At 67.8% G+C, this 23829-nt stretch carries 27 protein-coding genes; 18 read left to right on the plus strand and 9 right to left on the minus strand.

The features are described 5' to 3' along the window. Positions 1-72 precede the first annotated feature (72 nt). From ACX12D_RS14105 to ACX12D_RS14115, 3 genes are all read right to left on the minus strand, one after another. On the minus strand, positions 73-651 hold the full coding sequence (locus tag ACX12D_RS14105; RefSeq protein ID WP_459371568.1) for an NAD(P)H-dependent oxidoreductase: 579 nt from the start codon (positions 649-651) through the stop codon (positions 73-75). A gap of 60 nt (positions 652-711) precedes the next feature. Beyond that, on the minus strand, positions 712-1122 hold the full coding sequence (locus ACX12D_RS14110) for a MerR family transcriptional regulator (protein WP_459371569.1): 411 nt from the start codon (positions 1120-1122) through the stop codon (positions 712-714). Positions 1123-1246: 124 nt separating this feature from the next. Then, positions 1247-2197, minus strand: a complete 951-nt coding sequence (locus ACX12D_RS14115) for a LysR substrate-binding domain-containing protein (RefSeq protein ID WP_459371570.1) — start codon at positions 2195-2197, stop codon at positions 1247-1249. 256 nt (positions 2198-2453) lie between these two features. Between ACX12D_RS14115 and ACX12D_RS14120 the strand changes: the two genes are divergently transcribed. The 5 genes from ACX12D_RS14120 (at position 2454) to ACX12D_RS14140 (ending at position 8061) form a co-directional block, all read left to right on the plus strand. Further along, positions 2454-3431, plus strand: a complete 978-nt coding sequence (locus tag ACX12D_RS14120; protein WP_459371571.1) for a Bug family tripartite tricarboxylate transporter substrate binding protein — start codon at positions 2454-2456, stop codon at positions 3429-3431. A gap of 70 nt (positions 3432-3501) precedes the next feature. Continuing rightward, positions 3502-5127: a gamma-glutamyltransferase gene (gene ggt / locus ACX12D_RS14125; protein WP_459371572.1), complete on the plus strand. Its 1626-nt coding sequence runs from the start codon at positions 3502-3504 to the stop codon at positions 5125-5127. 721 nt (positions 5128-5848) lie between these two features. Beyond that, complete coding sequence (locus tag ACX12D_RS14130) at positions 5849-6709, plus strand: PhzF family phenazine biosynthesis protein (RefSeq protein WP_459371573.1); 861 nt, start codon at positions 5849-5851, stop codon at positions 6707-6709. 109 nt (positions 6710-6818) lie between these two features. Then, positions 6819-7439 (plus strand): pyridoxamine 5'-phosphate oxidase family protein, encoded by a 621-nt coding sequence (locus ACX12D_RS14135; RefSeq protein WP_459371574.1) that lies wholly within the window; start codon positions 6819-6821, stop codon positions 7437-7439. A gap of 4 nt (positions 7440-7443) precedes the next feature. After that, positions 7444-8061 (plus strand): FMN-binding negative transcriptional regulator, encoded by a 618-nt coding sequence (locus ACX12D_RS14140; protein WP_459371575.1) that lies wholly within the window; start codon positions 7444-7446, stop codon positions 8059-8061. A 64-nt stretch (positions 8062-8125) separates the two neighbouring features. Here the strand turns inward: ACX12D_RS14140 and ACX12D_RS14145 are convergent, their stop codons facing one another. Further along, entirely contained in the window at positions 8126-9565 is a 1440-nt protein-coding gene (locus ACX12D_RS14145) for a CoA transferase (protein ID WP_459371576.1), read from the minus strand. A 214-nt stretch (positions 9566-9779) separates the two neighbouring features. Here ACX12D_RS14145 and ACX12D_RS14150 point away from each other — a divergent pair, with 214 nt between their 5' ends. From ACX12D_RS14150 to ACX12D_RS14185, 8 genes are all read left to right on the plus strand, one after another. Continuing rightward, positions 9780-11555 (plus strand): glutamine--tRNA ligase/YqeY domain fusion protein, encoded by a 1776-nt coding sequence (locus ACX12D_RS14150; protein ID WP_459371577.1) that lies wholly within the window; start codon positions 9780-9782, stop codon positions 11553-11555. A 4-nt stretch (positions 11556-11559) separates the two neighbouring features. Next, complete coding sequence (locus ACX12D_RS14155; RefSeq protein ID WP_459371578.1) at positions 11560-11778, plus strand: RNA-binding S4 domain-containing protein; 219 nt, start codon at positions 11560-11562, stop codon at positions 11776-11778. A gap of 79 nt (positions 11779-11857) precedes the next feature. Next, positions 11858-12241, plus strand: coding sequence for an MAPEG family protein (locus ACX12D_RS14160; protein WP_459371579.1), 384 nt, complete (start codon positions 11858-11860; stop codon positions 12239-12241). A gap of 11 nt (positions 12242-12252) precedes the next feature. Continuing rightward, complete coding sequence (locus ACX12D_RS14165) at positions 12253-12855, plus strand: YceI family protein (RefSeq protein WP_459371580.1); 603 nt, start codon at positions 12253-12255, stop codon at positions 12853-12855. Between the two features lie 145 nt (positions 12856-13000). Then, entirely contained in the window at positions 13001-13312 is a 312-nt protein-coding gene (locus ACX12D_RS14170) for a hypothetical protein (protein WP_441634391.1), read from the plus strand. 18 nt (positions 13313-13330) lie between these two features. Further along, positions 13331-14035 (plus strand): alpha/beta hydrolase, encoded by a 705-nt coding sequence (locus ACX12D_RS14175; protein ID WP_459371581.1) that lies wholly within the window; start codon positions 13331-13333, stop codon positions 14033-14035. A 96-nt stretch (positions 14036-14131) separates the two neighbouring features. Next, positions 14132-14680 carry a YaeQ family protein gene (locus ACX12D_RS14180; RefSeq protein WP_043348422.1) on the plus strand — a complete coding sequence of 183 codons (549 nt, stop codon included), beginning with the start codon at positions 14132-14134 and terminating at the stop codon, positions 14678-14680. A 96-nt stretch (positions 14681-14776) separates the two neighbouring features. Continuing rightward, positions 14777-15124, plus strand: coding sequence for an FKBP-type peptidyl-prolyl cis-trans isomerase (locus tag ACX12D_RS14185; RefSeq protein WP_459371583.1), 348 nt, complete (start codon positions 14777-14779; stop codon positions 15122-15124). A gap of 120 nt (positions 15125-15244) precedes the next feature. Here ACX12D_RS14185 and ACX12D_RS14190 read toward each other — a convergent pair whose 3' ends face one another. After that, the gene (locus ACX12D_RS14190) at positions 15245-15565 is read right to left on the minus strand and encodes a hypothetical protein (protein ID WP_043348426.1); all 321 of its coding nucleotides are present in this window, start codon (positions 15563-15565) and stop codon (positions 15245-15247) included. 99 nt (positions 15566-15664) lie between these two features. After that, positions 15665-16555, minus strand: a complete 891-nt coding sequence (locus ACX12D_RS14195; protein ID WP_459371584.1) for a DUF1223 domain-containing protein — start codon at positions 16553-16555, stop codon at positions 15665-15667. A 125-nt stretch (positions 16556-16680) separates the two neighbouring features. Between ACX12D_RS14195 and ACX12D_RS14200 the strand changes: the two genes are divergently transcribed. Together ACX12D_RS14200 and ACX12D_RS14205 are read left to right on the plus strand one after the other, a co-directional pair. After that, the gene (locus tag ACX12D_RS14200) at positions 16681-17385 is read left to right on the plus strand and encodes a gamma-glutamylcyclotransferase (protein WP_459371586.1); all 705 of its coding nucleotides are present in this window, start codon (positions 16681-16683) and stop codon (positions 17383-17385) included. Positions 17386-17401: 16 nt separating this feature from the next. Next, a complete protein-coding gene (locus ACX12D_RS14205) occupies positions 17402-18205 on the plus strand; it encodes an ankyrin repeat domain-containing protein (protein WP_459371587.1) in 804 nt (267 codons plus the stop codon). 66 nt (positions 18206-18271) lie between these two features. Here the strand turns inward: ACX12D_RS14205 and ACX12D_RS14210 are convergent, their stop codons facing one another. Next, positions 18272-19990 (minus strand): long-chain fatty acid--CoA ligase, encoded by a 1719-nt coding sequence (locus ACX12D_RS14210; protein ID WP_459371588.1) that lies wholly within the window; start codon positions 19988-19990, stop codon positions 18272-18274. Positions 19991-20251: 261 nt separating this feature from the next. Between ACX12D_RS14210 and trxA the strand changes: the two genes are divergently transcribed. After that, positions 20252-21097: a thioredoxin gene (gene trxA / locus ACX12D_RS14215; RefSeq protein ID WP_459371589.1), complete on the plus strand. Its 846-nt coding sequence runs from the start codon at positions 20252-20254 to the stop codon at positions 21095-21097. Between the two features lie 65 nt (positions 21098-21162). Further along, complete coding sequence (locus ACX12D_RS14220; RefSeq protein ID WP_459371591.1) at positions 21163-21552, plus strand: cupin domain-containing protein; 390 nt, start codon at positions 21163-21165, stop codon at positions 21550-21552. A 49-nt stretch (positions 21553-21601) separates the two neighbouring features. On the opposite strand, the gene ACX12D_RS14225 is transcribed toward ACX12D_RS14220, so the two are convergent. Then, positions 21602-22042: a bacteriohemerythrin gene (locus tag ACX12D_RS14225; RefSeq protein ID WP_174422549.1), complete on the minus strand. Its 441-nt coding sequence runs from the start codon at positions 22040-22042 to the stop codon at positions 21602-21604. A gap of 157 nt (positions 22043-22199) precedes the next feature. Between ACX12D_RS14225 and ACX12D_RS14230 the strand changes: the two genes are divergently transcribed. Continuing rightward, on the plus strand, positions 22200-22778 hold the full coding sequence (locus tag ACX12D_RS14230; RefSeq protein WP_459371593.1) for an AAA family ATPase: 579 nt from the start codon (positions 22200-22202) through the stop codon (positions 22776-22778). Positions 22779-22794: 16 nt separating this feature from the next. On the opposite strand, the gene tcdA is transcribed toward ACX12D_RS14230, so the two are convergent. After that, the gene (gene tcdA / locus ACX12D_RS14235; protein WP_459371595.1) at positions 22795-23706 is read right to left on the minus strand and encodes a tRNA cyclic N6-threonylcarbamoyladenosine(37) synthase TcdA; all 912 of its coding nucleotides are present in this window, start codon (positions 23704-23706) and stop codon (positions 22795-22797) included. Positions 23707-23829 lie beyond the last annotated feature (123 nt).

Consider the following 23829-nt stretch of genomic DNA (forward strand, 5'->3'; position numbering starts at 1 on the left):
GACGCTGCCAGAGAAAGAAGACCCTCAAGGTGCCGCAAGGCACCTTTTTTCATGCCTTGCCCGCTGCGGCGCTCAGATACTGGCGGCAAGCGCACCGGCTCGCGCCAGCCAGGCATCCCGCTGCCCGGGCTGCGAGCCCAGTACCGGGCCGAACGCCATGGTGCTGACCGGCCTGATCCCGCAGAACTCCAGCGTGGTCTTGCGCATCTGGCGGATGCCCGGCATGCGGTAGATCCACTTGAAATACCAGGGCGGCGTATCCATGGTCACCAGGAGATGCGCCGAGCGGCCCTTCAGGAGCTGCTCAGGAAACGCTTTGCCGGCGCGGTACTTGAAGGCGAAGCCGGGCAGTAGCACCCGGTCCAGGAAGCCCTTGAGCAAGGCGGGCGGGCCGCCCCACCAGATCGGGAAGACGAACGCAAGGTGTTCCGCCCAGGCCATGGCGTCCTGTGCCTCGACCAGATCGGGCTCGAGGCCCTGGATGGCGTTGTAGCCCGCATGCAGGATGGGATCGAACTTCAGCACATCCAGCCTGAGCAGCCGGACTTCGTGCCCCGCGGCTTCGGCGCGGGCCGCATAGGTCTTGGCAATGGCGCCGCACAAGCCATCGTTCGAAGGGTGACCCATGATCACCAGTACTCGCTGCCGCATCGCGACGCTCTCCCAAAAAGGTTGACGCCGCGAGCGTAAGGCTTGCCCCTTGAGGCAGAGTCAAGGCCGCGGGCACGCCGTTGCATCGTGCGGCGGACCGCTGGCCGCTTCGCGCGCTTCGCCACGGCCAAGGCACGCGCGGATTTCCGCGCCGATCTCGCCAAGCTCGGCGTCCAGCTTGCGCAACCTGTGGATCTCCTCGCGCAGGCTCGCACGCTTGCTGTCGACCTGCTGCACGAGCCGGTGCCAGTCCGGCTCCCCAGCGCCCGCATCCATCACCGGAAGCAGCTCGGACAGGCGAAAGCCCAGGGCCTGCGCCTGCCGGATCAACCCGACCTGCCTGACTGCGTCGTCCGCGTAGACGCGGTATGAGCCGGCGCGCGTGACCTGCCCTAGCAAGCCAAGCGATTCGTAGTGGCGGATCGCCTTCGGCGACGCGCCCGTGCGCCTGGCAATTTCTCCGATGAACATCCCCGTTCCTCCCTTGCATTGGTACGAAACGCCAGTGGCATCCGGCGGCTTGCCCTGGCTTGGCTTGTGGCGCGAGCCCTGTCGCAAGCGCTTCACAGGGTAAGGCTTGCCCTTAGGGGCAGAGTCAAGCTTCCTCGGCGTGCTCCTGTCCCTGTCCGGACCCTTGCCCCTGCGCCGCTACGCCGGCGCCAGGGACATCGAACAGGCCCGCGCAGGCGTCCCGCACGGCCGCCGTGACGTGGCGGCGCGCCTGGTCGCGCCGCTCCAGCATGCCGATGGTGCGCAGCACCGGCGCGCCACCGATCTCGAGCGGCAGGATGCGCAGGGCTTCGTCCTCCAGCCAGCGTGCGCGCTGCAGCAACGGCACCACGGTCACGCCCACCTGCTGGCGCACCAGTTCGACGAGCGCTTCGATCGAGTTCAGCTCGAGGAACTCGTTGACGCGCAGATGCGCGCGGCGCAGCGCCCGCGCAACCAGCATGCCGGTGCGCTGGCCGCGGTCGAAACGCAGGAAGGGGTTGGCTGCCAGCGCTACGCGCGCGTTCGCGCCCAGGCTGTCGCGCCCGGCAATCGCCACCAGCGGCTCCTGGTAAAGCGGTGTCCACACCAACGTGCCGGGCAGGCGGCCCGCCCCTTCCACCAGCATCGCCGCGTCCAGCTCACCGGCTTCCACCTGCGCCGCCAGCTCGATAGACTTGGCGCTGACCAGGCGCACGTCCAACGCCGGGTATTCGCGCTTCATGCGCGCCACCACATGCGACAGGCCGCCCATGACCGACACCACCGCGCCCACCGCTACCGCGCCGGCCATCGCGTCCGGCGCTTCCGGAGGCAGGCGCATCTCGTCGTAGAGCGCGAGCATGCGGCGCGCCTGCGGCAACAGTTCGCGCCCGCCGGCATTGAGCGCCACCACCCGGCCTCCCCGGTCGAACAGCTCGCGGCGCAGTTCCATCTCCAGCGCGCGCATCTGCAGGCTGACCGCGGCCTGGGTCAGGGCCACCCGCTCGGAGGCGGCGGCAAAGGAGCCGTGGTCGGCCACGGCGACGAAGGTGCGCAGGAAACGGATGGTGCTCATGGCGAGAAAGTCATGATGTGCGGCTTGGTGCGTGGCTTGGTGCCTGGCTTGGTGCGTGGCTTTCCATGTTACTTATTATCGACATCAATACTTAAGAAAACCTTTAGACATAAGAAAGAAATATTAGCTTTCATTATGATGACCTGCACGGAATAATGGATCCGCAGCACCGCCTGGCAGCATTCGCAGCGGAGTGTGTTGCCCGAGGGCCGGCCCCGGCCTGCGTTTGCCTTGCTTCCCCGATCCGGAGATCACCATGAAACACTGGCTGCGCCTGTTTGGCACGAGCCTCGCCACGGGACTTGCGCTGAGCGCCGTCCCGGCACTCGCCGACACCTACCCGAACAAGCCGATCCGCCTGATCGTGCCGTTCCCGGCCAGCGGCGCCACCGATTTGCTGGCTCGCGCCATCGCGCAGAAGGTGGGCACCAACATGGGCCAGCAGATCGTGGTCGACAACCGGCCCGGCGCCGGCGGCGCCATCGGTTCCGACATGGCCGCCAAGGCCCCGGCCGACGGCTACACGCTGCTGATCGCCACGACCAGCACGCATTCGATCGGGCCGTACATCAACACGCGCCTGCCGTACAACACCGAGACCGACTTCACGCCGATCGGCCAGGTGGCCATCGCCACCAACGTGCTGGTGGTGCCGAACAGCCTGCCGGTGAAGAACGTCAAGGAGCTGATCGACTACGCCAAGAAGCATCCGGGCGAGCTGAACTACGCGTCCAGCGGCAACGGCACCGTGGTGCACCTGACCGCCGAAGCCTTCAAGGCGCAGGCCGGCGTATTCATCACGCACATCCCGTATCGCGGCACCGCGCTGGCCGTGCCCGACCTGATCTCCAACAAGGTGCAGGTCCTGTTCGACAGCATCGTCTCGGGCCTGCCGCACGTGAAGGACGGCAAGCTCAAGGCGCTGGCCGTGACCAGCCTGAAGCGTTCGCCGCTGGCACCCGAGATCCCGACCGCCAGCGAGTCCGGCCTGCCCGGCTTCGAGTCCGATACCTGGTTCGGCATCTATGGCCCCAAGCAGATGCCGGCCGAGCTGGTGAACCGCCTCAACGCCGAATTCAACAAGGCGATCCAGGCGCCCGACGTGAAGGAGCGCCTGGGCAAGCTGGGCGCGGAACCCGTTGGCGGCACGCCGGCCCAGTTCGCCGCGATGGTCAAGAAGGACAGTGCGCGCTGGGGTAAGCTGATCAAGGATCGCAAGATCACCGTGGAATAACGTACGAACGCTGGCAAGCCGGCCGCGGCATCGCGGCCAAGCGCTGCCAGCGCATCGAACCGAGACAAGCATGCAGAACTTCAACTGGACCAATCCCTACCCTTCCGTGCGCATCCCGCTGTTCGCGCGCAACGTGGTGTCCACCTCGCACCCGCTGGCGGCGCAGGCCGGCCTGCGCATGCTGCTCAAAGGCGGCAACGCGGTCGATGCAGCCATCGCCGCGGCGGCGGCCATCACCATCGTCGAGCCGGTCTCGTGCGGCCTGGGCAGCGACGCTTTTGCGATCCTGTGGGACGGCAAGGAAATGCATGGCCTGAACGCTTCGGGCGTGGCGCCGGCGGCATGGAGCCCCGAGTATTTCAAGAGCAAGTACGGCACCGATGCCAACGGCATCGCCAAGCGCCCCGTGCGCGGCTGGGACGCCGTCACCGTGCCGGGCGTGATCGCCGGCTGGGCCGCGCTGCATGAGCGCTTTGGCAAGCTGCCCTTTGCCGAGCTGATGGAGCCCGCCATCGAGATCGCCGAGCGCGGCTACGCCGTGCCGCCGGTGGTGGCGCACAAATGGGCCGCCGCCGTGCCGGAACTCAAGGACCAGCCTGGCTACGCCGAGGCCTTCATGCCCAATGGCCGGGCACCCAACGTGGGCGAGAAGTTCACGCTCAAGGCTGCCGCCGACACGCTGCGCAAGATCGCCGCCAGCAAAGGCCGCGCCTACTACGAAGGCGAGATCGCCGAGAAGATCGTCGCCTTCAGCCAGGAATGCGGCGGCGCCATGACGGCCGACGACCTGCGCAACTACAAGCCCGACTGGGTCAAGCCGATCAGCAAGGCCTACCGCGGCTACGAGCTGCACGAGATCCCGCCGAATGGCCAGGGCATCGCCGCGCTGGTGGCGCTGGGCATCCTGGACCAGTTCGACATGGCCGCGCTGCCGGTGGATTCGGTCGAGTCGCAGCATCTGCAGATCGAGGCGATGAAGCTGGCTTTTGCCGACCTCTACCGCTACGTGGCCGACCCTGGCAGCATGGAAGTCACGCCCGAGCAGATGCTGGACGACGCATACCTGAAGTCGCGCGCCAAGCTGATCGACATGGAGCGCGCCACGCACTTCGATTTCGGCATGCCCAAGGTCGGCGGCACCATCTACCTGACCGCCGCCGACGAGAACGGCATGATGATCTCGTTCATCCAGTCGAACTACATGGGCTTCGGCTCCGGCGTGGTCGTGCCGGGCACCGGCATCAGCCTGCAGAACCGCGGCGTGGGCTTCTCGATGGATCCGAAATCCCCCAACGTGGTGGCCGGCGGCAAGCGCCCCTTCCACACCATCATCCCGGCCTTCCTGACCAAGGACGGCCAGCCAGTGATGAGCTTCGGCGTGATGGGCGGCGACATGCAGCCGCAGGGCCATCTGCAGACCGTGGTGCGCATGGTGGACTACAACCAGCAGCCGCAGGCCGCGTGCTGCGCGCCGCGCTGGAAGGTCAACCGCGACTTCACGCTGGACGTCGAATCCACCATGGATCCGGCGGTCGTTGCTGGCCTGAAGGCTCGCGGCCACCAGCTCAAGTCGGTTGACGACCCGTACATGGATTTTGGCTCGGGGCAGTTTATCTGGCGCCTGTCGGACGATGCCGAGCATGGCTATGTGGCCGCCAGCGACAGCCGGCGCGACGGGCAGGCCGTAGGGTTTTGAGTACCCGTAGGTAGCACTGGGAGCGCCCGCCGCAAGGCGGGCTTTTTTTGAGAGACCAGGGGCATTGGACGAGGCCGGCAGGACGCACCAAAGCCGTCTGGAATGGCGACGGCTGGGAGAGGGTCGGTTTGACTAGGAGCCGCTGGAAGCGAAGCCAATGGTTTTGTCCGGCATGCCGGCATAACGAGCGCCCGCCCTCTCCCCCGGCCCCTCTCCCACAAGTGGGAGAGGGGAGCCAACCGGCGGGAAAAGAGAACCATTCGGTGTAGCCGTGATTTCCGCCGCCCAGGCGGAAATCACCCACGCGCGATGCGAAGCGAGCCGTCAAGGTTTGAATCTCCCGTTATGCGGCGCCTCGTCGGCAAGCCAAAAGAGCGGAAAAGAGGGACCCATGTCTGAGCATCGCCCTAAGGCGATGTGAGTTTGGGTCCCGGCCGCTCTTTTGGCTTGCCGACGAGGAGTCTTTCGCCGCATCCGGGTCGCCTTCTTTGCCTACTTTCTTGGCGAGACAAGAAAGTAGGTCGCCTCCCCGCAGGGGAGGTGAAACTGCAGTTGACTTTAAGCTTTTGACCTTCTGACCTTCTGACGTCAAGCAGGCCAATGCCACGGAGCAACCCGACCCAAACTGTCAGCAACTGGCCTGCCCGCCTTCCCGGCGAGTGTGCATGGTGTACGCAGCGAGGAGACTTACACTGATGTCTTTGCCTCCACTACAACTGCCATGACCACCTACGCTTTCCGCCTGCTCAACGTCTTCGCCGAATCCACCTTCGGCGGCAATCCCCTGTGCGTGTTCGAGGATGCGCGCGGGCTCGACACGGCCACCATGCAGGCCCTGGCGCTGCAGTTCAACCTGTCCGAAACCACCTTCATCCTCCCCTCCGAACAGGCCAGCGCGCACGTCCGGATTTTCACCACGGGCTATGAGATGCCCTTTGCCGGCCATCCCACGCTGGGCACCGCCCATGTGGTGCGCGACCTGGCCGCTACCGGCGACGCGCTCACGCTGGAGTTCAAAGCGGGCGTGGTGCCGGTGACCGCGCAGGGCGACGTGTGGACCTTCACCGCACCCCATGCGGGTGCGCCCAGGACCGCGCCGGCGGGCCTGCCGGACGCGCAGATGGCATCGCTGCTCGGGCTTGCCGAGACCGACCTGCTGGCGGCGCCGATCTGGGTCGACACCGGCGCCGACCAGCTGATGGTGCCCGTGAAAACCGTGGACGCGGTGCGCCGCGCGCAGCCTGACAGCGCACGCCTGGCGTCCTGGCCGCAGAGCAGCCTGGGCCGCAAGACGGCCTACGTCTTCGCCTTCGACCCGACCCGGCCGGGCCAGGTGGTGTCGCGCTATTTCTTCACCAAGCAAGGCGGCGGCGTGGCCGAGGACCCGGGTACCGGCTCGGCCTGCGCCAATCTGGGCGGCTGGCTGATCGCCAACGATTACGCGCTGCCGGCCGCCTATCAGGTCTCGCAGGGCGAGGCGGTCGACCGGCCGTGCACGCTGCGCCTGGAAGTCACCGGCGAGCGGGCCATCCGTGTGGGCGGACGCGTGATCGAGCTGGGACGCGGCACCATCAACCTGTGATGCGCAGGCTTGCGGCGTCAACGCGACAAAAGGCGCGCTACTGCGTTACAGTGAGCGTCTGCCCGGTCTTCCCAACGCCCTAACGAGCGCCCCACATGCGCCGCCTGACATGACCACGCCGCACGCCCTGACCACGCTGGCCGAGCTGGAGGCCCACTACGCCGAAGCCGGCGAAGCCTCGCTCGCCAAGGAAGTCGACTACCTGCACCCGCACTACCGTGCTTTCGTCGAGGCCGCCCCGCTCTGCATGCTGTCCACGGTGGGCGGCGAGTACGCGGAAGTCTCCCCGCGCGGTGATGCGCCGGGCTTTGTGCAGGTGCTGGACGAGCGCACGCTGCTGCTGCCGGACCGGCGTGGCAACAACCGCCTGGACAGCCTGCGCAACATCATCGCCGACCCGCGCGTGGGCCTGCTGTTCCTGATCCCGGGCGTGAACGAGACCATCCGCGTGGCGGGCACCGCCCATGTCTCGGTGGACCCGGCGCTGATCGCGCGCTGCATCGTGGATGGCAAGGCGCCGGCCACCGTGCTGGTGATTTCGATCCAGTCGGTGTTCTTCCAGTGCGCCCGCGCGCTGGTGCGCTCCAAGCTGTGGGCACTGGAAACACAGGTGGCGCGCAGCAGCCTGCCGAGCAACGGCACCATCCTTGCCGCCGTGAGCCGGGACCCCTTCGACGGCGTCGCCTACGACGAGTCGCAGCCCGCGCGGATGAAGCAAACCCTGTATTGACCCCATGTACACGCCATCCCACTTCGCCAGCACCGAAAGCGACGCCATCGACGAAGTCATGCGCCGCTACCCCTTTGCTACGCTGATCGGCAACGACGCCGACGGGCTGCCGTTCGCCACCCACCTGCCGGTGGTGGCCCAGCGCAGCGGCGACGCCTGGCAGATCGAAGGCCATATGGCGCGCGCCAACCCGCACTGGCGCTGGCTGGAGCAGACACCCAGCGCCCTGCTGGTGTTCCAGGGGCCGCATGGCTATGTGTCGCCAGCGTTGTACGAGCAAAAGCTGTCGGTGCCGACCTGGAACTACGTGGCCGTGCATGTGTACGCGGAGATCGCCACGATCCATGACGCCGATGCCAAGGATGCGTTGCTGAAGCGGTTGATCGCGCAGAACGAACCCGGCTACGCTGCGCAGTGGCGCGCGCTACCGGAGGATTTCCAGCAAAAAATGCTGGGCGCGATCGTGGGCCTGCGCATCGTGCCCACACGCATCGAAGCCAAGTTCAAGCTCAGCCAGAACCGCCCGGCGGGCGACCGCGCCCGCATTCTCGCGGCCCAGCAGGAAGGCAGCCCCATCGAGCGCGACATGGCAGCGTGGATGGCACGCATGACGGGCGCCTGAAGGGCGCCTGAAGAGCGCCTGAAGCCCCTCTCACGGCCAGCTTCGAACCCGGCTCTCGCGCCGCTCAGGCGCGCGGCAGCCACTCCGGCGCGTGCGTGCCCAGCGGCACCGAAGGCAGCGCCCAGTGCGCGGGTGTCTCGGACAAGCGTCCCGCGTGCGACACCGCGCGCAGTTCGCCAAAGCCCGACGGCAGGGTCACCAACAGGTCGGACACGTCCTCGAAGCGCTGGTCCGGCGCCTCCAGGCCACCGTCGACCCGGCCCAGGCCGCGCAACCACTGGCCAACCTGCGCCAGCGACACCCGCACATGCCAGCTGCCACCCTCGGCCGCACGGCGATGCAGCCCGGCCATGGCGCCAAGCGCCAGCAGGTAGCCGGCCGCATGGTCCAGCACTTGCGCCGGCAGCGGCAGCGGCTCCTCGCTGCGTGCCGCGGACGCTTCCGCCTGATTGAAGCCGCTGGCGGTCTGCACCAGCGAATCGAAGCCGCGCTTGCCAGCCCAAGGACCCACATGCCCGTAGGCACTTAACGTCACATAAACGATGCCGGGGCGGGCGCGGGCCACCGCCTCCGGCCCCACGCCCAACTCCGCCAGCCCCTGCGGGCGATAGCCCTGGATCAGCACGTCGGCGCCGTGCAGCAGCTTGTGCAGGGCGCGTTTGTCGTCGGGGTCGCGCAGGTCCAGCTGGCAGGCGCGCTTGCCGCGCCCGGTGTCGATCACCAGCGGGGGAATGCTGGGCAGGTGGGCCGCGCTCACCTGCAGCACATCGGCGCCGTGGGCGGCCAGCGTGCGTCCGGCTACCGGACCGGCGATGATGCGGGTGAAATCCAGCACGCGCACGCCGCCGAGCGGGCGCGCGCCGGCCGTGGGCAGCGCGGCAAGCGGCTGCGGCGGCGCTTCGCCGATGCGCTCGATGGTGAGTGGCGGCATGCCATGCAACGCCTGCCCCTGCGCATGGCGGTCCCATTCGTCGAAGCTGCGCAGGGCGGCCACGACCAGGCCGGCCTCGGAGGCGGTGGCCTCGAAGGCCTCGGCGTCCCATTTCTGCAAGGCTGAGCGCACCGCGGCGAGATCGTGCGGGCAGCCCAGGATGCGCAGCACGCCGTCCCGGTGATGGGGAAAATTGGCATGCACGCGTACCCAGCGGCCGTCGCCGCAGCGGTAGAGGCCAGACACCTTGTCGCGGAACTCCGCCGCGGGCTCGCCGCCCACGCGCAGGTAGCGCTCGCTGCGGAACTCGGCCACGGCATGGCGCATGTCGACGGCCACGTCCTGCCAGCGCCCGCTGCGCTGCTGCCACAGCATGGCGGCGGCCAGCGCCGACGCGCCCAGGCTGGCCTGGGCGGCCGTGCCCACGGCGAACGACGACGGCAGCACCGGATCGGCACCGCTGAGCTGCAGCCGGTCCAGGGCGGCGGCTGGCAGCCCGGCGGCCAGCCAGAGCCCGGCTACGGCCTCCAGCGGGGTTGGGCGGGTGGCTTGGGAAATAGTTGGCGTCGGCATGGCGGCAAGGCTCCACAGGGCGGGTGCGCTCTCTCCATCCTAGGCCGCGCCGGGTGTTTTTGCGCCCGTGCGCGGAGTTTGCACGACTCCGGTCCCCGGCACGGTAAAATCACCCGATCCGGCATTCCGCCATGCAATCGAGCAGCGCGGCAGGCTGCGCGCCAGACTCCGGCCGCCGCCCCGCCTCCTGACTTAACCGCCCACCGGCGCCACCATGAGCAACGACCCCAAAGCCAACGACAGCACGACCGCCGCATCCAATTTCCTGCGCAGCATCATCGACCAGGACCTCGCCGCCGGCACCTACGCCGGCCGCCAGGATGCCCAGGGCGAGCCGTTGCCCCCCGTCATCACCCGCTTCCCGCCGGAGCCCAATGGCTACCTGCATATCGGCCACGCCAAGAGCATCTGCGTGAACTTCGGCATGGCGCGCGATTTCGGTGGCCGCTGCCACCTGCGCTTCGACGACACCAACCCGGTCAAGGAAGACACCGAATACGTCGATTCCATCATCGACGCGGTGCACTGGCTCGGCTTCAGCTGGGACACCACGGCCAAGGACGGCAGCAAGCAGCCGCACCTGTACTACGCCAGCGACTACTTCGACCAGCTCTACGCCTTCGCCGAAAAGCTGATCGAGCGCGGCGTCGCCTACGTGGACAGCCAGAGCGCCGAGCAGATCGCCACCAACCGCGGCGATTTCTCCCGCCCGGGCACGCCCTCGCCGTTCCGCGACCGCAGCGTCGAGGAAAACCTGCAGCTGTTCCGCGACATGCGCGACGACAAGTACGCCGACGGCGAGCACGTGCTGCGCGCCAAGATCGACATGAACGCGCCCAACATCGTGATGCGCGACCCGGTGATCTACCGGATCCGCCACGCGCATCACCACCGCACGGGCGACAAGTGGTGCATCTACCCGATGTACGACTTCACCCACTGCATCTCGGACGCGCTGGAGAACATCACGCATTCGCTGTGCACGCTGGAGTTCGAGAACAACCGCCCGCTGTACGACTGGGTGCTGGCGCAGTTGCGCGAATGCGGCGTGTTCAGCGAGCCGCTGCCGCACCAGTACGAGTTCGCCCGCCTGAACCTGACCTACGCCATCACCAGCAAGCGCAAGCTGCTGCAACTGGTCGCGGAAAACCGCGTGGACGGCTGGGACGATCCGCGCATGCCCACCATCGTGGGCGTGCGCCGCCGCGGCTTTACGCCGGAATCGATCCAGTTGTTCTGCGACCGCATCGGCGTGGCCAAGTCCGATAGCTGGATCGACATGAGCACGCTGGAAGGCGCCGTGCGCGACGACCTCGACGCGCGCGCCGCGCGTGGCGCCGCCGTGCTGGATCCGCTCAAGCTGATCCTCGACAACTACCCCGAAGGCCAGAGCGACGACTGCACGGCGCCGGTGCATCCGAAGAAGCCGGAACTGGGCATGCGCGTCTTCCCGCTCACGCGCGAGCTGTGGATCGAGCGCGACGACTTCAGCGAAGCGCCGCCCAAGGGCTACTTCCGCCTGTTCGCGCCCAAGGACGGCACCCCGGGCAGCAAGGTGCGCCTGCGCCACGGCTACGTGATCGAATGCACGGGCGTGGACCGCGACGCCGACGGCAAGGTCATCGCCGTGCACGCCAACTACCTGCCCGAAACCCGCAGCGGCACGCCGGGCGCGGACAGCGTCAAGGTCAAGGGCAACATCCATTGGGTCAGTGTGGCGCATGCCTATGAAGCCGAGGTGCGGCTGTACGACCGCCTCTTCAACGACCCGAACCCGGACGCCGGCGGCAAGAACTTCCTCGACGCGCTGAACCCGGACTCGAAGAAGGTCGTCACGGCCTACCTGGAACCCGGCCTGGCGCAAGCCGCTCCGGAAGATCGCTTCCAGTTCGAGCGCCAGGGCTACTTCGTGGCCGACCGCGTGGATTCGAAGCCGGGCAAGCCGGTCTTCAACCGCATCGTCGGGCTGCGCGACAGCTGGGGGAAGTAAGCCCATGCAAACCGTAACCTTCCCGCTGGAGGGCGAGCATATCGCCCTGAACGACCTGCTCAAGGTCGCCGGCGTGTGCGACAGCGGCGGCGCCGGCAAGGCGCTGGTGGCGGCCGGCGAAGTCTCGGTCGACGGCACGGTGGAATCGCGCAAGACCGCCAAGATCCGCGCCGGCCAGGTGGTCAGCGTGGCTGGTGTGAAAATCCGCGTGGTGGCGGCCTGAGGCCATCTCGTTCGCGAGCACGCCCGGCAGCCGGCCAGTCCGGTCGCCGGGCGTTTTCCTCCAAGCAAAGGAAATGACAATGCCGATTGCATTCTGGTGTGTGCTGCTGGCGGGGATCCTGCCCGTCATGACGGTGGGCGTGGCCAAGGCGAGCGGACGCGCCTACGACAACCACGACCCGCGCGGCTGGCTGGAAAAGCAGGCCGGGCGCGCGCGGCGCGCCGACATGGCGCACCGCAATCACTTCGAGGCCTTCCCCTTCTTCGCCGCGGCGGTGCTGTGCGCCACGCACCTGCAAGCGCCGGCGGCACGCATCGATGAGCTGGCGCTGGTCTTCCTCGCCGCGCGCATCCTGTACACCGTGTGCTACCTGGCCGATCGCGCCACCTTGCGCACGCTGTGCTGGACCATCGGTTTCCTGTCGGTGATCGGCATCTTCCTGTTGCCGGTGTTCGTCCACTGAGGACACGCATCATGCGGCTTTCGACAACCGTCGCTTGCGCGCTCTGCCTGCTGGCGCCGTGCCTGCCCGGCACGGTGCAGGCCGAGCCCGTCAACTTCACGGTGGACCCGACGCACACCACCGTGTACTTCGCCGCCAGCCACTTTGAGCGAACCTCGGTGCGCGGGCGCTTCGGCAAGATCGATGGCCGCATCAGCTTTGACGAAGCCAGCGGCAGCGGCGCGATCGATTTCACGGTCGATGCCGACTCGGTCGATTCCGGCAACCGCACGCTGGACGGCATCCTGCGCTCGGCCCAGTTTCTCGATGCCCAGAATTTTCCCGTGGTCCGGCTGCGCGCGAATCGCTTCGTGCGGGACGGGGACCGGCTGGTGGCCGTGGAAGGCGAGCTGACCCTGCATGGCGTCACGCAGCCGCTGCGGCTGGAAGCCGAGCGCTTCAGCTGCGGCGAGACCTCCCTGTTCGGCATCAAGCGCCATGTGTGCGGCGGAGACTTCCGCGCCGTGCTGTCGCGCAGCGCGTTTGGCATGACGCGCTTCCTGCCGGAGGTGAGCGATACCGTGGTTCTGACCCTGTCGGTGGAAGCCGCGCCGGCACTTCCGCCGCTGGAGTGACAGCCACGTCACGCTCGCCTTCTTGCCGCCGCGACATGTCGGCCCAGCGACACCTGAAAACCGGAATTCTTCTGTAGAATCAGCGGTTTGCATTTTTCCGGCCGGTCATTTCCCGGCCTCCGCCTGAACGGGGAACCCGAGAACAATGATCACGATTCAAGTTGGGGATGTGGTGGCAGCCTCGCTAGCCGCCGCGGGCGCCTGCCTGATCTGCAGCATCCCGATGGCCTTCCTGCGCAATTTCCCCGCGTGGGCGCTGCGCACCTATGGGCGCCGCGCACTGCTGGTGCCCCTGATGATCCTGCCGGTAGGCAGCTGGCTGGCCAGCCTGGCGCTGTCGGGACAGATCGACAGCCCCGCCGGGCACGCCATGGTGATCGCCCTCGCTTTTCTCTGCCTGACGCTGGCGTCGGCGCTGCTGCGCTACTACCTGAGCGACTACAAGAAATCTCGCTGAAGCGCCGCCAGGCCCACCATGAACACGCCCCTGCGCTTTGACATCAAGGCCGGCGCCGAAACGCTGGCTGCCGACCGCGTGGACGCCGGCAACGGCGCGAGCTGCCTGCTGCTGCACGGCGCGGGCACCAGCCACCGCGCGCGCTGGCTGGCCTTGCGCCAGGCGCTTGCCGCGCAGGGCGTGGGCAGCGTTGCCATCGATTTTTCCGGACACGGCGAAAGCTCGGCGCGCACGCCCAACTCGCTGGCCAAGCGCCTGCGCGAGGCCCAGGCGGCGCTGGCGCACCTTGACGGCACCAGCCCCCGGGCCGTGATCGGCATCAGCATGAGCGGGGAAATCGCCGTGCGGCTGGCCGCCGATCCGAGCAACCGCATCGGGCGGCTGCTGACGCTGGTGGGCGCCGCCTATGACCCGGCCGCGTTCGAGCTCCCCTTCGGCCCGGCCTTTACGGCAGTGCTGCGCACCCCCGGCAGCTGGCGCGCCTCGCTCGCCTTCGACCTCATTGCCGGGTTCCGCGGCCGCCTGACGCTGGTGCGCGGCGCCGAGGATGCCGTCATTCCACCCGGCATCGCCGATACGCTCGCCGAACGCGCCGTCCTGGCCGAGCGCGTGGAGGTGATCGACCTGCCGGATACCGGTCACTTGCTGGGCGAGGCCTGGCAGAACCAGCCCGGCTTTGCCGGCAGGCTGAGCGCGATCGCGCTGCGCGCCGTGGGCGCCTGAGCGGGCACTTGAAAGTCCGGCGCGAGATCGCCCCGCCCGATTCACGTATGATGCGGCCTTTCGCTTCTCGCAGCCTTTGCCGCCCCCGCTTCCTTCATGGCTCTTAAATCCACCATCTACAAGGCCGAACTGTCCGTATCCGACATGGATCGGCCCTATTACGGCAGCCACGCCCTGACCATTGCCAAGCACCCGTCGGAAAACGACGCGCGCATGATGGTGCGGCTGCTGGCCTTTGCCTGCGAAGCCAGCGACACCTTGACCTTCACCCGTGGCCTGGACGAGCCCGACGAGCCGGACCTGTGGGAAAAGACCCTCACCGGCGACATCGCACACTGGATCGAGCTGGGCCAGCCCGACGAATCGCGCCTGAAGCGCGCCGCGGCCCGTGCCGATCGCGTCACCGTGTTCACCTACAATGGTGCGAGCGCGCGTGAATGGTGGAAGGGCATGGCCGGCAAGGCGGGCAAGCTGCGCAACGTGACCATTTACAATGTGCCGGCCGAGGCCGTGGAAGCACTTGCTGCCCTCGCCCAGCGCGCCATGCGGCTGTCGGTGACGATCCAGGATAGCGAGATCTGGGTCAGCGACGACGACCATAACGTCCGCATCACGCTCGAAGTCCTGCAACAGCCCGCGGGCTGAGCCAAACCCGTTCAACCAATCCGCCCGGTGCGGCCGGTTTGCCGCCAGCCTCACCGAACCCGTGACCCTCGCTGATACAGCACAAGGAAGCCATCCATGAATACCACTCCCTCCGGCCTGCAATTTGAAGACACCGTCACCGGCGAAGGCGCCGAAGCCACGGCAGGCAAGCATGTCACGGTGCACTACACCGGCTGGCTCTACGAAAACGGGCAAGCCGGCCGCAAGTTCGACTCGAGCAAGGACCGCAACGACCCGTTCGTGTTCCCGCTGGGCGCCGGCCACGTCATCCGCGGCTGGGATGAAGGCGTGCAAGGCATGAAGGTTGGCGGCACCCGCCGCCTGGTGATCCCGGCCGAGCTGGGCTACGGCGCGCGCGGCGCGGGCGGCGTGATCCCGCCGAACGCCACGCTGCTGTTCGAAGTGGAACTGCTGGCAGTCTGATCGCCTGGCCGCCGCTACGGCAGCGGCCAATCGCATCCATCCGCGCCTTGCGCGGATCACGCAAGCAAGAGGGGCGCCCACGGGCGCCCCTCTTTGCATTGCGCCGCGGACAGGCCGCGATCAGAAACTGATCGCGGCGTTGCCCACGTCGACCCGGACCTTGTCGCGGTCCAGCAGGCGGGCGGCATGGCGGGCGTAGTCCTGGGCCCATGCGGCATCGCCGCTGAAGCGCTGCTCGCCGGAGAACTTGGCCACGCTGAGGATCTTGTCGATCACCAGCACCTTGCCTACCGGACTGGAGGCCTGGCAATCGAGCTCGGCGTATTCGCGGTCGAACCAGCGCCAGCCAGCATCCTCGGTGACAGCAGCCAACTCTGCGTCGCCAATGGTGAAGCCAAATTCCTTGCCGGTACCGAAAACTACCGTGAGCGTGCGCGCCATAGCCTGTTCTCCTGGTTGATGCCACATTGTAAAGACATAGCAGGCGATACCGCCACCTTGCCCGGCAGATAGTGCCAGTGTGTGACAGGAATCCCTGCGTCACCCGGACAATTCGCAGCGCGGCGCCAGCACCGCCTGCGCCACCTCGGCGCCGGGCTGCTGCGCGAAGGCGACCCAGGCCAGTTTGTGCGGGTCGGCGCCGGCTGGCAGCGGCACGCTGCCCGACCAGGCCAGCCCCTCGGCCGGCACCGCGAAGGGGCCCAGCCAGAGCCGCACGACGCGCTCGTGGTGCAGCGTGGCGCCCTGGTTCTCGCCGGCCTTCACCGACGACACCAGCCCGTCCTCGACCAGCGCGGCATAGGCTTGCAGTGGCCCGGAGCGGGCCGCCGGTGTCACGTTCAGCGCGACCTGCACCTGTCCGGCGGCGAGCGCCTGCCAGCCCAGCCGAAGCGAGGCGCCGGGCGCTTGCGCGTTGATCTCGGCGACGCGCGCCGCGACCTCGCCTGCATCGTGCCAGCGGCGCTGCTCGCGCGCGCCGATAAACACCTCGGGCGTATATACCGTATGACTGCCGACGGCGCCCGCGAGCGTACGCTGGCGGGCGGTGAACACCGGGCTGGCAAAGCGGTCGCGCCAGCCCAGGCTGTCCCAGTAGTCGACGTGCAGCGCCAGCGCCAGTGCCTGCGAGGCCGGCAGCCGAGCGGCCTGCGCGCCGAGCCAGTGATCGGCCGGCGGACAGCTGCTACAGCCCTCCGAGGTGTAGAGCTCGATCAGCGCCAGCCGCTGGGGCGGGCTGTCGTGCAGGCATGCGGCCGGCACGGCGCCGGCCGCCGCGCGCGCCGGGCCGGCCAGCGCGGCGAGCATCAGCACCGGCGCCCAGCGCACCGGCAAGGACCTGGGCTTGCAGGATTTCCGGGATGGGGTGCGCGGCCCGGCTTGCCGGTGCGCGATGGCATCGGCCTGCGCCGCTTGTTCGAGATGCTTGTGCATGCTGGACCTCCGAAGGCTGCCTGACCGTTGTCAGTCGCATACAGCCTGCCGGACCTTACAGACATTTCTGCGTGCCATGTGGTTTCCATGCCGCCTGCCGCGCGGCTTTGGATTATGCTTGCATCATGGCCATCACCCGACAAGATCTCGAAACAGATCGGCTGCGTGCTTCTCTTTGCAGCACGCCGGTGGCTTCCTCGCTACTTCCCGAAGACGTTTTCGAACGCTCTCTGCGCGCTACGCTGGACCAGCGGCCGGATACGCCCGGGCTGGCCGGCGATGTCCTGCTGTTCGGCTACGGCTCGCTGATCTGGAACCCGATGGTGATTCACACGGACCGCCAACTGGCTACCGTGCATGGCTATCACCGCGGCTTCTACCTGTACTCGCGCATCAACCGGGGCACCTGGGACGACCCGGGCCTGGTGCTCGCGCTGGACCGCGGCGGCTCGTGCCTGGGCGTCGTCTTCCGCATCCCCCATCACATGATCGAGCAGGAATTCCGCCTGCTGTGGCGCCGCGAGATGCTGACCGGCGCCTACCATCCGCGCTGGCTCAATGTGAAGATGACCGGCAGCCCGCCGCAGCGCGCCCTGGCCTTCGTGATGAACCGCGAGCATGAAGCCTATGCCGGACGCTTGCCGGACGACCACGTGGTGGCCCGCCTGCGCCACGCCTGCGGCCTGTATGGCCCGGCCCGCGAATACCTGCAGCAGACGCTGCTTGGCCTTGCCACCAACGGGGTCGAAGACCCCTACCTGGGCCGGCTCTGGCGCCGGCTGCAGGATACGGATGCCACGGCCGCACAGGCTGTCAGCGAACCCGCCTGACCCAGGAACGACCAGGATGCCACGCCCTGCTGCCCGCCCCCGCCGACTGGTGCTTGCCGAAGTGCTGGGCCTCACCGGATTGCTGATGGGCGGCGCGCTGCTGGCCGGCCCCGGCGGATCGACGCTGGCGGCGCGCCCGGCCAACGGCGGCCCGGCCCAGTCATCGCCGCGCTCGCACGGGCAAGGCGCTGCCGCCTCCACCGCTCCCGCGCACGATGGCGTTGGCGGGCTCGACCGCAATCTCCTTGCGGCGGCAACACTGGGAGACCTCGAACTGGTCAAGCGCTTGCTGGCTTCGGGCGCTTCCGCCCAGGCCGCCGACGAACGCGGCCGCAGCGCCTTGCTGGTGGCGGTCTATAGCCGCCATACCGAGGTCGCCAAGGCGCTGGTGGCGGCTGGCGCCGATGTCAACCACAAGGACATGGAATCCAACAGCCCCTTCCTGCTGGCCGCGTCCACCGGACAGCTCGAGCTGGTGCAACTGGCGCTGGCGCATGGGGCCGACATCAACAGCACGGACAGCTACGACAACACCGCCCTGATCGCCGCGTGCGAGCATGGCAATACCGAAGTGGTGAAGGTGTTGTTGAAAGCCGGTGTGGCGGTCGACCATATCAACCGCCAGGGCTGGACCGCCTTGCTGGAGACCATCGTCATGGGCGATGGCAGCGCGCGGTATGAAGACACGGTGCAGTTGCTGCTGGACGCGGGCGCGGACGCCAACCTCGCCGACCGGGATGGCACCACCCCGACCCGGCACGCCCGCGAGCGCAGCTACAAGACCATGGTGAAGATGCTGGTGCGCGTGCGCGGGCACTGACGCGGGCACGGATGTGCCCGCGCATCCCGCCGATGCGGCGCTATCCGCTCAGGCCACTCAGCACACTCAGGCCGCTGCCGGCTTCGACTCTGCGCTGCGCGCGTTCTCGCTCTCCTGCAGCGCGCGCCACATCACCTTGCCCGTGCCCGACTTGGGCAGCGCGTCGACAAACTCCACCACGCGCGGGTATTTGTAGGCCGCCATGTTTTCCTTGGCCCACTCGATGATTTCCTCGGGCGTGGTCTTGCCCTTGGCGTGCGTCTTGAGCACCACCACCGCCTTCACGGTTTCGCCCCGATACGCATCGCGCGTGCCGATGATGCAGGCCTCCTGCACGTCGGGATGCTTGTACAACAGGTTCTCCACCTCAGCCGGCCACACCTTGAAGCCCGACGCGTTGATCATGCGCTTGAGCCGGTCGGTGATGAAGTAGTAGCCCTCTTCGTCCATGCGGCCCAGGTCGCCGGTACGGAAGAAGGTCTTGCCATCGAACTCGATGAAGGCATCGCGCGTGGCATCCGGCTTGCCCCAGTAGCCCTTGAACACCTGCGGGCCGCACACGATGATCTCGCCGGTCTCGTTGACCGCCACTTCCTCGAGCGTGACCGGATCGATCACGCGCGCGTCGGTATTGAAGGTGGGCACGCCCAGGCACTGCAGCTTGGGCCGGTCGCCCGGATTGCTGTGGGTCGGCGCCATGGTCTCGGACAGGCCGTAGCCTTCAATGTAGTTAAGGCCGAACTGCTGCTTCAGGCGCTCCGCTACCGCCTGCGGCATGGCCGCGCCGCCGCCGCCGATATAGCGCAAGCTCGACAGGTCGAACTGGTCCAGGTTCGGGCTGCCCAGGAAGTCGATCACCATGGTCGGGATGTTGGTCCAGTGCGTGATCTGGTAGCGCGAGATCAGCCGGCCCGCGACTTCGCGGTCCCAGCGCGGCAGCATCACCACGGTAGCGCCGCTGTAGATCGGGCCGTTCATGCCGTACTGCATGCCGGTCACGTGAAACAGCGGCAGCACCGCCAGGATCGTCGATTCCGCGCCGCTGCCGCTCCAGATGCCACCGCCGATCACGTTATGCATGACGGAGCGGTGAGTGTGGATGCAACCCTTGGGAAAGCCGGTGGTGCCCGAGGTGTAGGGCATCACCGCCATATCGTCCGGGCCCGCGGTATGCGGGCCAGGCACCAGTTGCGCGGCAAGCGCCTCGGCCCAGGGGGTGGCGCCGGCCGGCAGCGGATGCTGCGTGGTCAGCCAGGCGCCCGGTGCGTCTTCGGGGTTCTCGTAGGTGGCCGGCAGCGCATCGCTGTATTGCGTGACCAGCAGGTGCTGCAGGCGCTGCTCGGGCGGCAACTCGTCATTGGCCTGCTCGGCGCCCATGGCCAGATCCGCGCTGCAGATCGCCACACTGGCCTGCGCGTCGGTGATGTAGTGCTTGAATTCCTCGGACCGGTTCATCGGATTGACCGGCACGACCACGGCATCCGCGCGCAGGATCGCGTAATAGGCAATGATGAACTGCGGGCAGTTCTGCATATACAGCAGCACCCGGTCGCCCTTCTTCACGCCGGCCTTTTGCTGCAGCCAGCCCGCCATGGCGCTGGCCTGGGTTTCCAGCGCCCGGAAGGTGATGGCATTGCCGAAATACCGGATGGCCGCCTTGTCGGCGTAGCGATGGGCGGAGACCACCAGGTTGTACCAGAGCGAGGTCTCCGGCAGCACGATCTTGGTAGGCACGCGCTTGGGCCAGAACTGGAAATGCGGGCGTGCGGGCTGGGGGGTCTGCATAAAGGTCTCCTGTGCGGTCTATCCGACCTGATCTTGGATGCGAGGCGAGAGGTGAATCTGGCGAAACCAGCAATCAGTCAAGCAATATAACCGAACGATCGTTCTTTTTTCAATCCATCGCTTACCCTTGCCTGCGCCAGCATCCACGCCCGCGCGGCGCGCAAAGGTTGCATTCGGCGGGGCGGTCCTAATATGAGAGGCAAGATATCTTTGCGCGAGTGGAGCCATTCGCGCCAGCGTTCCACACTCCGAGGCCAAGCCATGAGCGACGTAACCCTGCAGAATTTTGACGCCAACGTGATTGAGACGTCGCGCCACATCCCCGTGCTGGTGGATTTCTGGGCACCGTGGTGCGGCCCTTGCCGCACCTTGGGGCCAATGCTGGAAAAGCTTGAGGGCGAGGCGGCCGGCAAATGGCGGCTGGCCAAGGTGAACGTGGATGAGAACCAGGAGCTGGCCTCGCATTTCGGCGTGCGCAGCATTCCCCACGTGGTGGCGTTCGCCGACGGCCAGGCGGTGGACCAGTTCACCGGCGTGCTGCCGGAATCCGGGCTGCGCGAGTTTATTGCCCGCGTGATGCCGGATCCGGGCAGGGTGGCCCTGCGTGCCGCCCGCGCCGCCGCAGCCGCGGGCGAGCGCGAGGCGGCCAGGTCGGCGTTCCAGGCGGCGCTGGCATTCGACCCCGGCTTCGATGCGGCGCGCCTTGAATACATCGGCTTCCTGCTGGATGAAGACGCACTGGACCAGGCCCAGGCCGAGTTCGGCATGCTCTACCCCGACGCGGCCCAGGAGGACGGCTACGCGGCGCTCGCCACCCGGATCGAGGCCATGCGCGGCGCCTCCGGCCTGCCCGACACGGCCACCCTGGCGGCCCGCGTCGCCGACGCCCCCGGCGACCTGCAGGCGCGGCTGGACCTGGCGCGCGCGCTGATCGCGCACAGGCAATATGAGCCGGCGCTGGAGCAACTGCTGGCCATCGCGCGCACGGATCGCACCTTCGAGGACGATATCGGCCGCACGGCCATGTTGTCGGTATTCAAGCTGATGAGCGATCAGCCCGACGTGGTGTCGCGCTATCGCCGCCTGCTGGCCTCGGCGCTCAATTAAACTGGCGGGTGAACGCGGCGGGCCGGGCCCGCCGTTTTATTTCCCTGCAACCGCCCTGTTCCGCCGTGACTGCCTCCCCGCCCCGCCTGATCGACTTCCAGACCGACCCCGAACCGCTGCCCGGCCACGATCGCCCACGCCCAGACCGGCTGGTTGCCGGCAACCCGGAGCGCACCACCTGGACGCACTACAGCGCCAGCCAGGGCGATTTCGATTGCGGCATCTGGGCTTGCGAGCCGGGCGCGTGGCGCATTGCGTTTCCGGCCGGCAAGGAGGAGTTCTTCCATGTCATCAGCGGCCGCCTGCGCATCAGCGACGACGCGGGCAACGCCCGTGAATTCGGGCCCGGCGACGCCTGCGTGATCCCGGCCGGCTTCACCGGCCTGTTCGAGGTGCTCGAACCGGTGCGCAAGCACTTTGTCGTGCTGGACCGGGCTGCCGCCGACGCAATCTAGGCAATCGGGCCATCCAGGTCATCCAGGCCATCCAGGCCATCCAGGCCATCTAGCCCGCCTGCTCCGACGGCGCCTCGATCAGGCTAAAGCCGTTCTCGCGCATGTGGTTGACCATCATCGCGTCCATCGCCTTCACGTGCTGGTCGAACCAGCCGGGCAGCTCCGACAAGAGCCGCCGGCCCAGCGCCAGGTCGCCCTCGGCCACCTTGTCGCGCACCGCGCCGGCCACCGCCAGCACCTGCTCGTGCTCGCCGCGGTGGCAATGCTGCGGGCCGAAGGCCATCGCCTCCATCCAGGCTTCCTCCTGGCCGAAATGATGGCGGGTGTGGTCGATCCACTCGTCCAGGGCCGCCAGGAAGCCCGCATCGTCGGCGCGCGTGGCGGCGTCCAGCAGTTGGACGAATTCGGCGTGGGTGGCATCGGTGACCGGCTCGCCCAACAGCAGGTCGGGGGCCAGCGTGGCGGTGCCAGGCGAAGAGGAATCGGTCATATCGGAAGGGACAACATCGCGAAAACCGCAAGGATACCGAATCCGCGGCGGCTCGGACTGATCCAGGACAAAGCGCGGCGCCGCCAGAGCCACCGGCACGCGCAGGGTATGCTCAAGGCTGGCTCTATCACCGCTCCAGGCTGATCCCTGGCTTCCCATGCCCCGACTGCTCTTCTTCTGCGGCCATGCCGGCACCGGCAAGACCACCCTGGCCCACCGCCTGATCGGCCCACTGATGCAGGCCACCGGCGAGCCGTTCTGCCTGCTCGACAAGGACACGCTCTACGGTGGCTACAGCGCCGCAGCCATGGGCGCGCTGACCGGCGACCCGAACGACCGCGACAGCCCGACCTACCTCAAGCACCTGCGCAATGCGGAATATCATGGCCTGCTGGATACCGCGCGGGAGAACCTCGCGCTGGGCATCAGCGTGATCGTGGTAGGCCCGCTATCGCGCGAGGTGCGCGACCACCTGCTGCACGATCCCGAATGGCTGCGCGTGCCCGCCAGCACCATCGTGCGCACCCTGTGGGTGCACCTGCCGGAGGACGAGGCCCATGCGCGCATCGTCAAGCGCGCCAACCCCAACGATGCCTACAAGCTGGCGCACTGGGACGACTACCGGACCCGGCGCTTCATGCCCGAGCCGGCGCAATACCCCGAGCTGGCCTACTTCGACAATACGGCGCCGGACGACGCCGCGCTGAACGCCCTGCTCGCCACGCTCGCGGCGTAGCCAGCCGCCGCGATGCTCACTCCGGCGCCGTCGGAACGTCCGGCGCCGTGAGGGCGGCCAGCACGCTGGACGCCGCCACCATCCCGAACACCGCGGTGACCGCCACCGAGGAGCCGAAGCCGGCGCAGGCCAGCCCCTGCGGGCCGGCCGGCGGCTCGGCCGGGGCGCCTGGCGCGGCTTCCGGGGCCTCGTCGATCTCGCAGGACTGCTGCTCGGGCTCCGGATAGCGCAGCGGCTCGTCGGAGAAGACCGCGTCGATGCCGAACTTGCGCTTGGGGTTGCGCGGCCAGCCCCAGTCCTTGCGCAGGGTGGAGCGCACCTTGGCCAGCAGCGGATCCTGCACGGTGCGGGAAAAGTCCACCACGCGGATGCGGGTCGGGTCGAGCTGGCCGCCGGCGCCGCCGCAGGTGATGATGCGCCGGCCCACGCGGCGGGCCCAGCCCAGCATGGCGATCTTGACCTTGACCGAGTCGATCGCATCAATGATGTAGTCGTGCCCGTCGAGCAGTTCGACAAGGTTTTCCGGGGTCACGAAATCGTCCACCTCGGTCACCCGGCAGCGCGGGTTGATCTGCACCATGCGCTCCGCCATGGCCTGCACCTTGGCGCGCCCATAGGCGTCGCCCAGCGCGTGGATCTGGCGGTTGGTGTTGGACACCGCGATATGGTCCAGATCGATCAGCGTGACGCGGCCGACCGCGTTGCGCGCCAGCGCCTCGGCCGCCCAGCTGCCCACCCCGCCGATGCCGACCACGCAAACGCTGGCTGCCTCCAGCCGCGCCAGGCCCGCCGCGCCGTACAGGCGCGCCACGCCGCCGAAGCGGCGGTGGTAGTCGTCATCCTCCGGGCTCTCGTGGGTAAGGGCTGGCGGCAGTTGCGCCAGCTCCGGTTCCGGCTGGGTGGCGGTTGCGGGGACGGGGTTGCTCATTTCTACGCTCGAAACTGGCTGAATTGGAGGACACTGCGGAGGAAAAGCGCGCGTTGCCGCACCTTGTCAGCCAAGCGCCGACAGGGGAGCGGGGCGCGCAACTATACAATACCTACAGCAGTG

It is taken from the genome of Cupriavidus sp. PET2-C1 (genome assembly GCF_054515855.1).

Coding starts and splice junctions, on each gene's coding strand:
- ACX12D_RS14105 (WP_459371568.1), bottom strand. CDS start 651: ATGCGGCAGCGAGTACTGGTGATCATGGGTCACCCTTCGAACGATGGC.
- ACX12D_RS14110 (WP_459371569.1), bottom strand. CDS start 1,122: ATGTTCATCGGAGAAATTGCCAGGCGCACGGGCGCGTCGCCGAAGGCG.
- ACX12D_RS14115 (WP_459371570.1), bottom strand. CDS start 2,197: ATGAGCACCATCCGTTTCCTGCGCACCTTCGTCGCCGTGGCCGACCAC.
- ACX12D_RS14120 (WP_459371571.1), top strand. CDS start 2,454: ATGAAACACTGGCTGCGCCTGTTTGGCACGAGCCTCGCCACGGGACTT.
- ggt (WP_459371572.1), top strand. CDS start 3,502: ATGCAGAACTTCAACTGGACCAATCCCTACCCTTCCGTGCGCATCCCG.
- ACX12D_RS14130 (WP_459371573.1), top strand. CDS start 5,849: ATGACCACCTACGCTTTCCGCCTGCTCAACGTCTTCGCCGAATCCACC.
- ACX12D_RS14135 (WP_459371574.1), top strand. CDS start 6,819: ATGACCACGCCGCACGCCCTGACCACGCTGGCCGAGCTGGAGGCCCAC.
- ACX12D_RS14140 (WP_459371575.1), top strand. CDS start 7,444: ATGTACACGCCATCCCACTTCGCCAGCACCGAAAGCGACGCCATCGAC.
- ACX12D_RS14145 (WP_459371576.1), bottom strand. CDS start 9,565: ATGCCGACGCCAACTATTTCCCAAGCCACCCGCCCAACCCCGCTGGAG.
- ACX12D_RS14150 (WP_459371577.1), top strand. CDS start 9,780: ATGAGCAACGACCCCAAAGCCAACGACAGCACGACCGCCGCATCCAAT.
- ACX12D_RS14155 (WP_459371578.1), top strand. CDS start 11,560: ATGCAAACCGTAACCTTCCCGCTGGAGGGCGAGCATATCGCCCTGAAC.
- ACX12D_RS14160 (WP_459371579.1), top strand. CDS start 11,858: ATGCCGATTGCATTCTGGTGTGTGCTGCTGGCGGGGATCCTGCCCGTC.
- ACX12D_RS14165 (WP_459371580.1), top strand. CDS start 12,253: ATGCGGCTTTCGACAACCGTCGCTTGCGCGCTCTGCCTGCTGGCGCCG.
- ACX12D_RS14170 (WP_441634391.1), top strand. CDS start 13,001: ATGATCACGATTCAAGTTGGGGATGTGGTGGCAGCCTCGCTAGCCGCC.
- ACX12D_RS14175 (WP_459371581.1), top strand. CDS start 13,331: ATGAACACGCCCCTGCGCTTTGACATCAAGGCCGGCGCCGAAACGCTG.
- ACX12D_RS14180 (WP_043348422.1), top strand. CDS start 14,132: ATGGCTCTTAAATCCACCATCTACAAGGCCGAACTGTCCGTATCCGAC.
- ACX12D_RS14185 (WP_459371583.1), top strand. CDS start 14,777: ATGAATACCACTCCCTCCGGCCTGCAATTTGAAGACACCGTCACCGGC.
- ACX12D_RS14190 (WP_043348426.1), bottom strand. CDS start 15,565: ATGGCGCGCACGCTCACGGTAGTTTTCGGTACCGGCAAGGAATTTGGC.
- ACX12D_RS14195 (WP_459371584.1), bottom strand. CDS start 16,555: ATGCACAAGCATCTCGAACAAGCGGCGCAGGCCGATGCCATCGCGCAC.
- ACX12D_RS14200 (WP_459371586.1), top strand. CDS start 16,681: ATGGCCATCACCCGACAAGATCTCGAAACAGATCGGCTGCGTGCTTCT.
- ACX12D_RS14205 (WP_459371587.1), top strand. CDS start 17,402: ATGCCACGCCCTGCTGCCCGCCCCCGCCGACTGGTGCTTGCCGAAGTG.
- ACX12D_RS14210 (WP_459371588.1), bottom strand. CDS start 19,990: ATGCAGACCCCCCAGCCCGCACGCCCGCATTTCCAGTTCTGGCCCAAG.
- trxA (WP_459371589.1), top strand. CDS start 20,252: ATGAGCGACGTAACCCTGCAGAATTTTGACGCCAACGTGATTGAGACG.
- ACX12D_RS14225 (WP_174422549.1), bottom strand. CDS start 22,042: ATGACCGATTCCTCTTCGCCTGGCACCGCCACGCTGGCCCCCGACCTG.
- ACX12D_RS14230 (WP_459371593.1), top strand. CDS start 22,200: ATGCCCCGACTGCTCTTCTTCTGCGGCCATGCCGGCACCGGCAAGACC.
- tcdA (WP_459371595.1), bottom strand. CDS start 23,706: ATGAGCAACCCCGTCCCCGCAACCGCCACCCAGCCGGAACCGGAGCTG.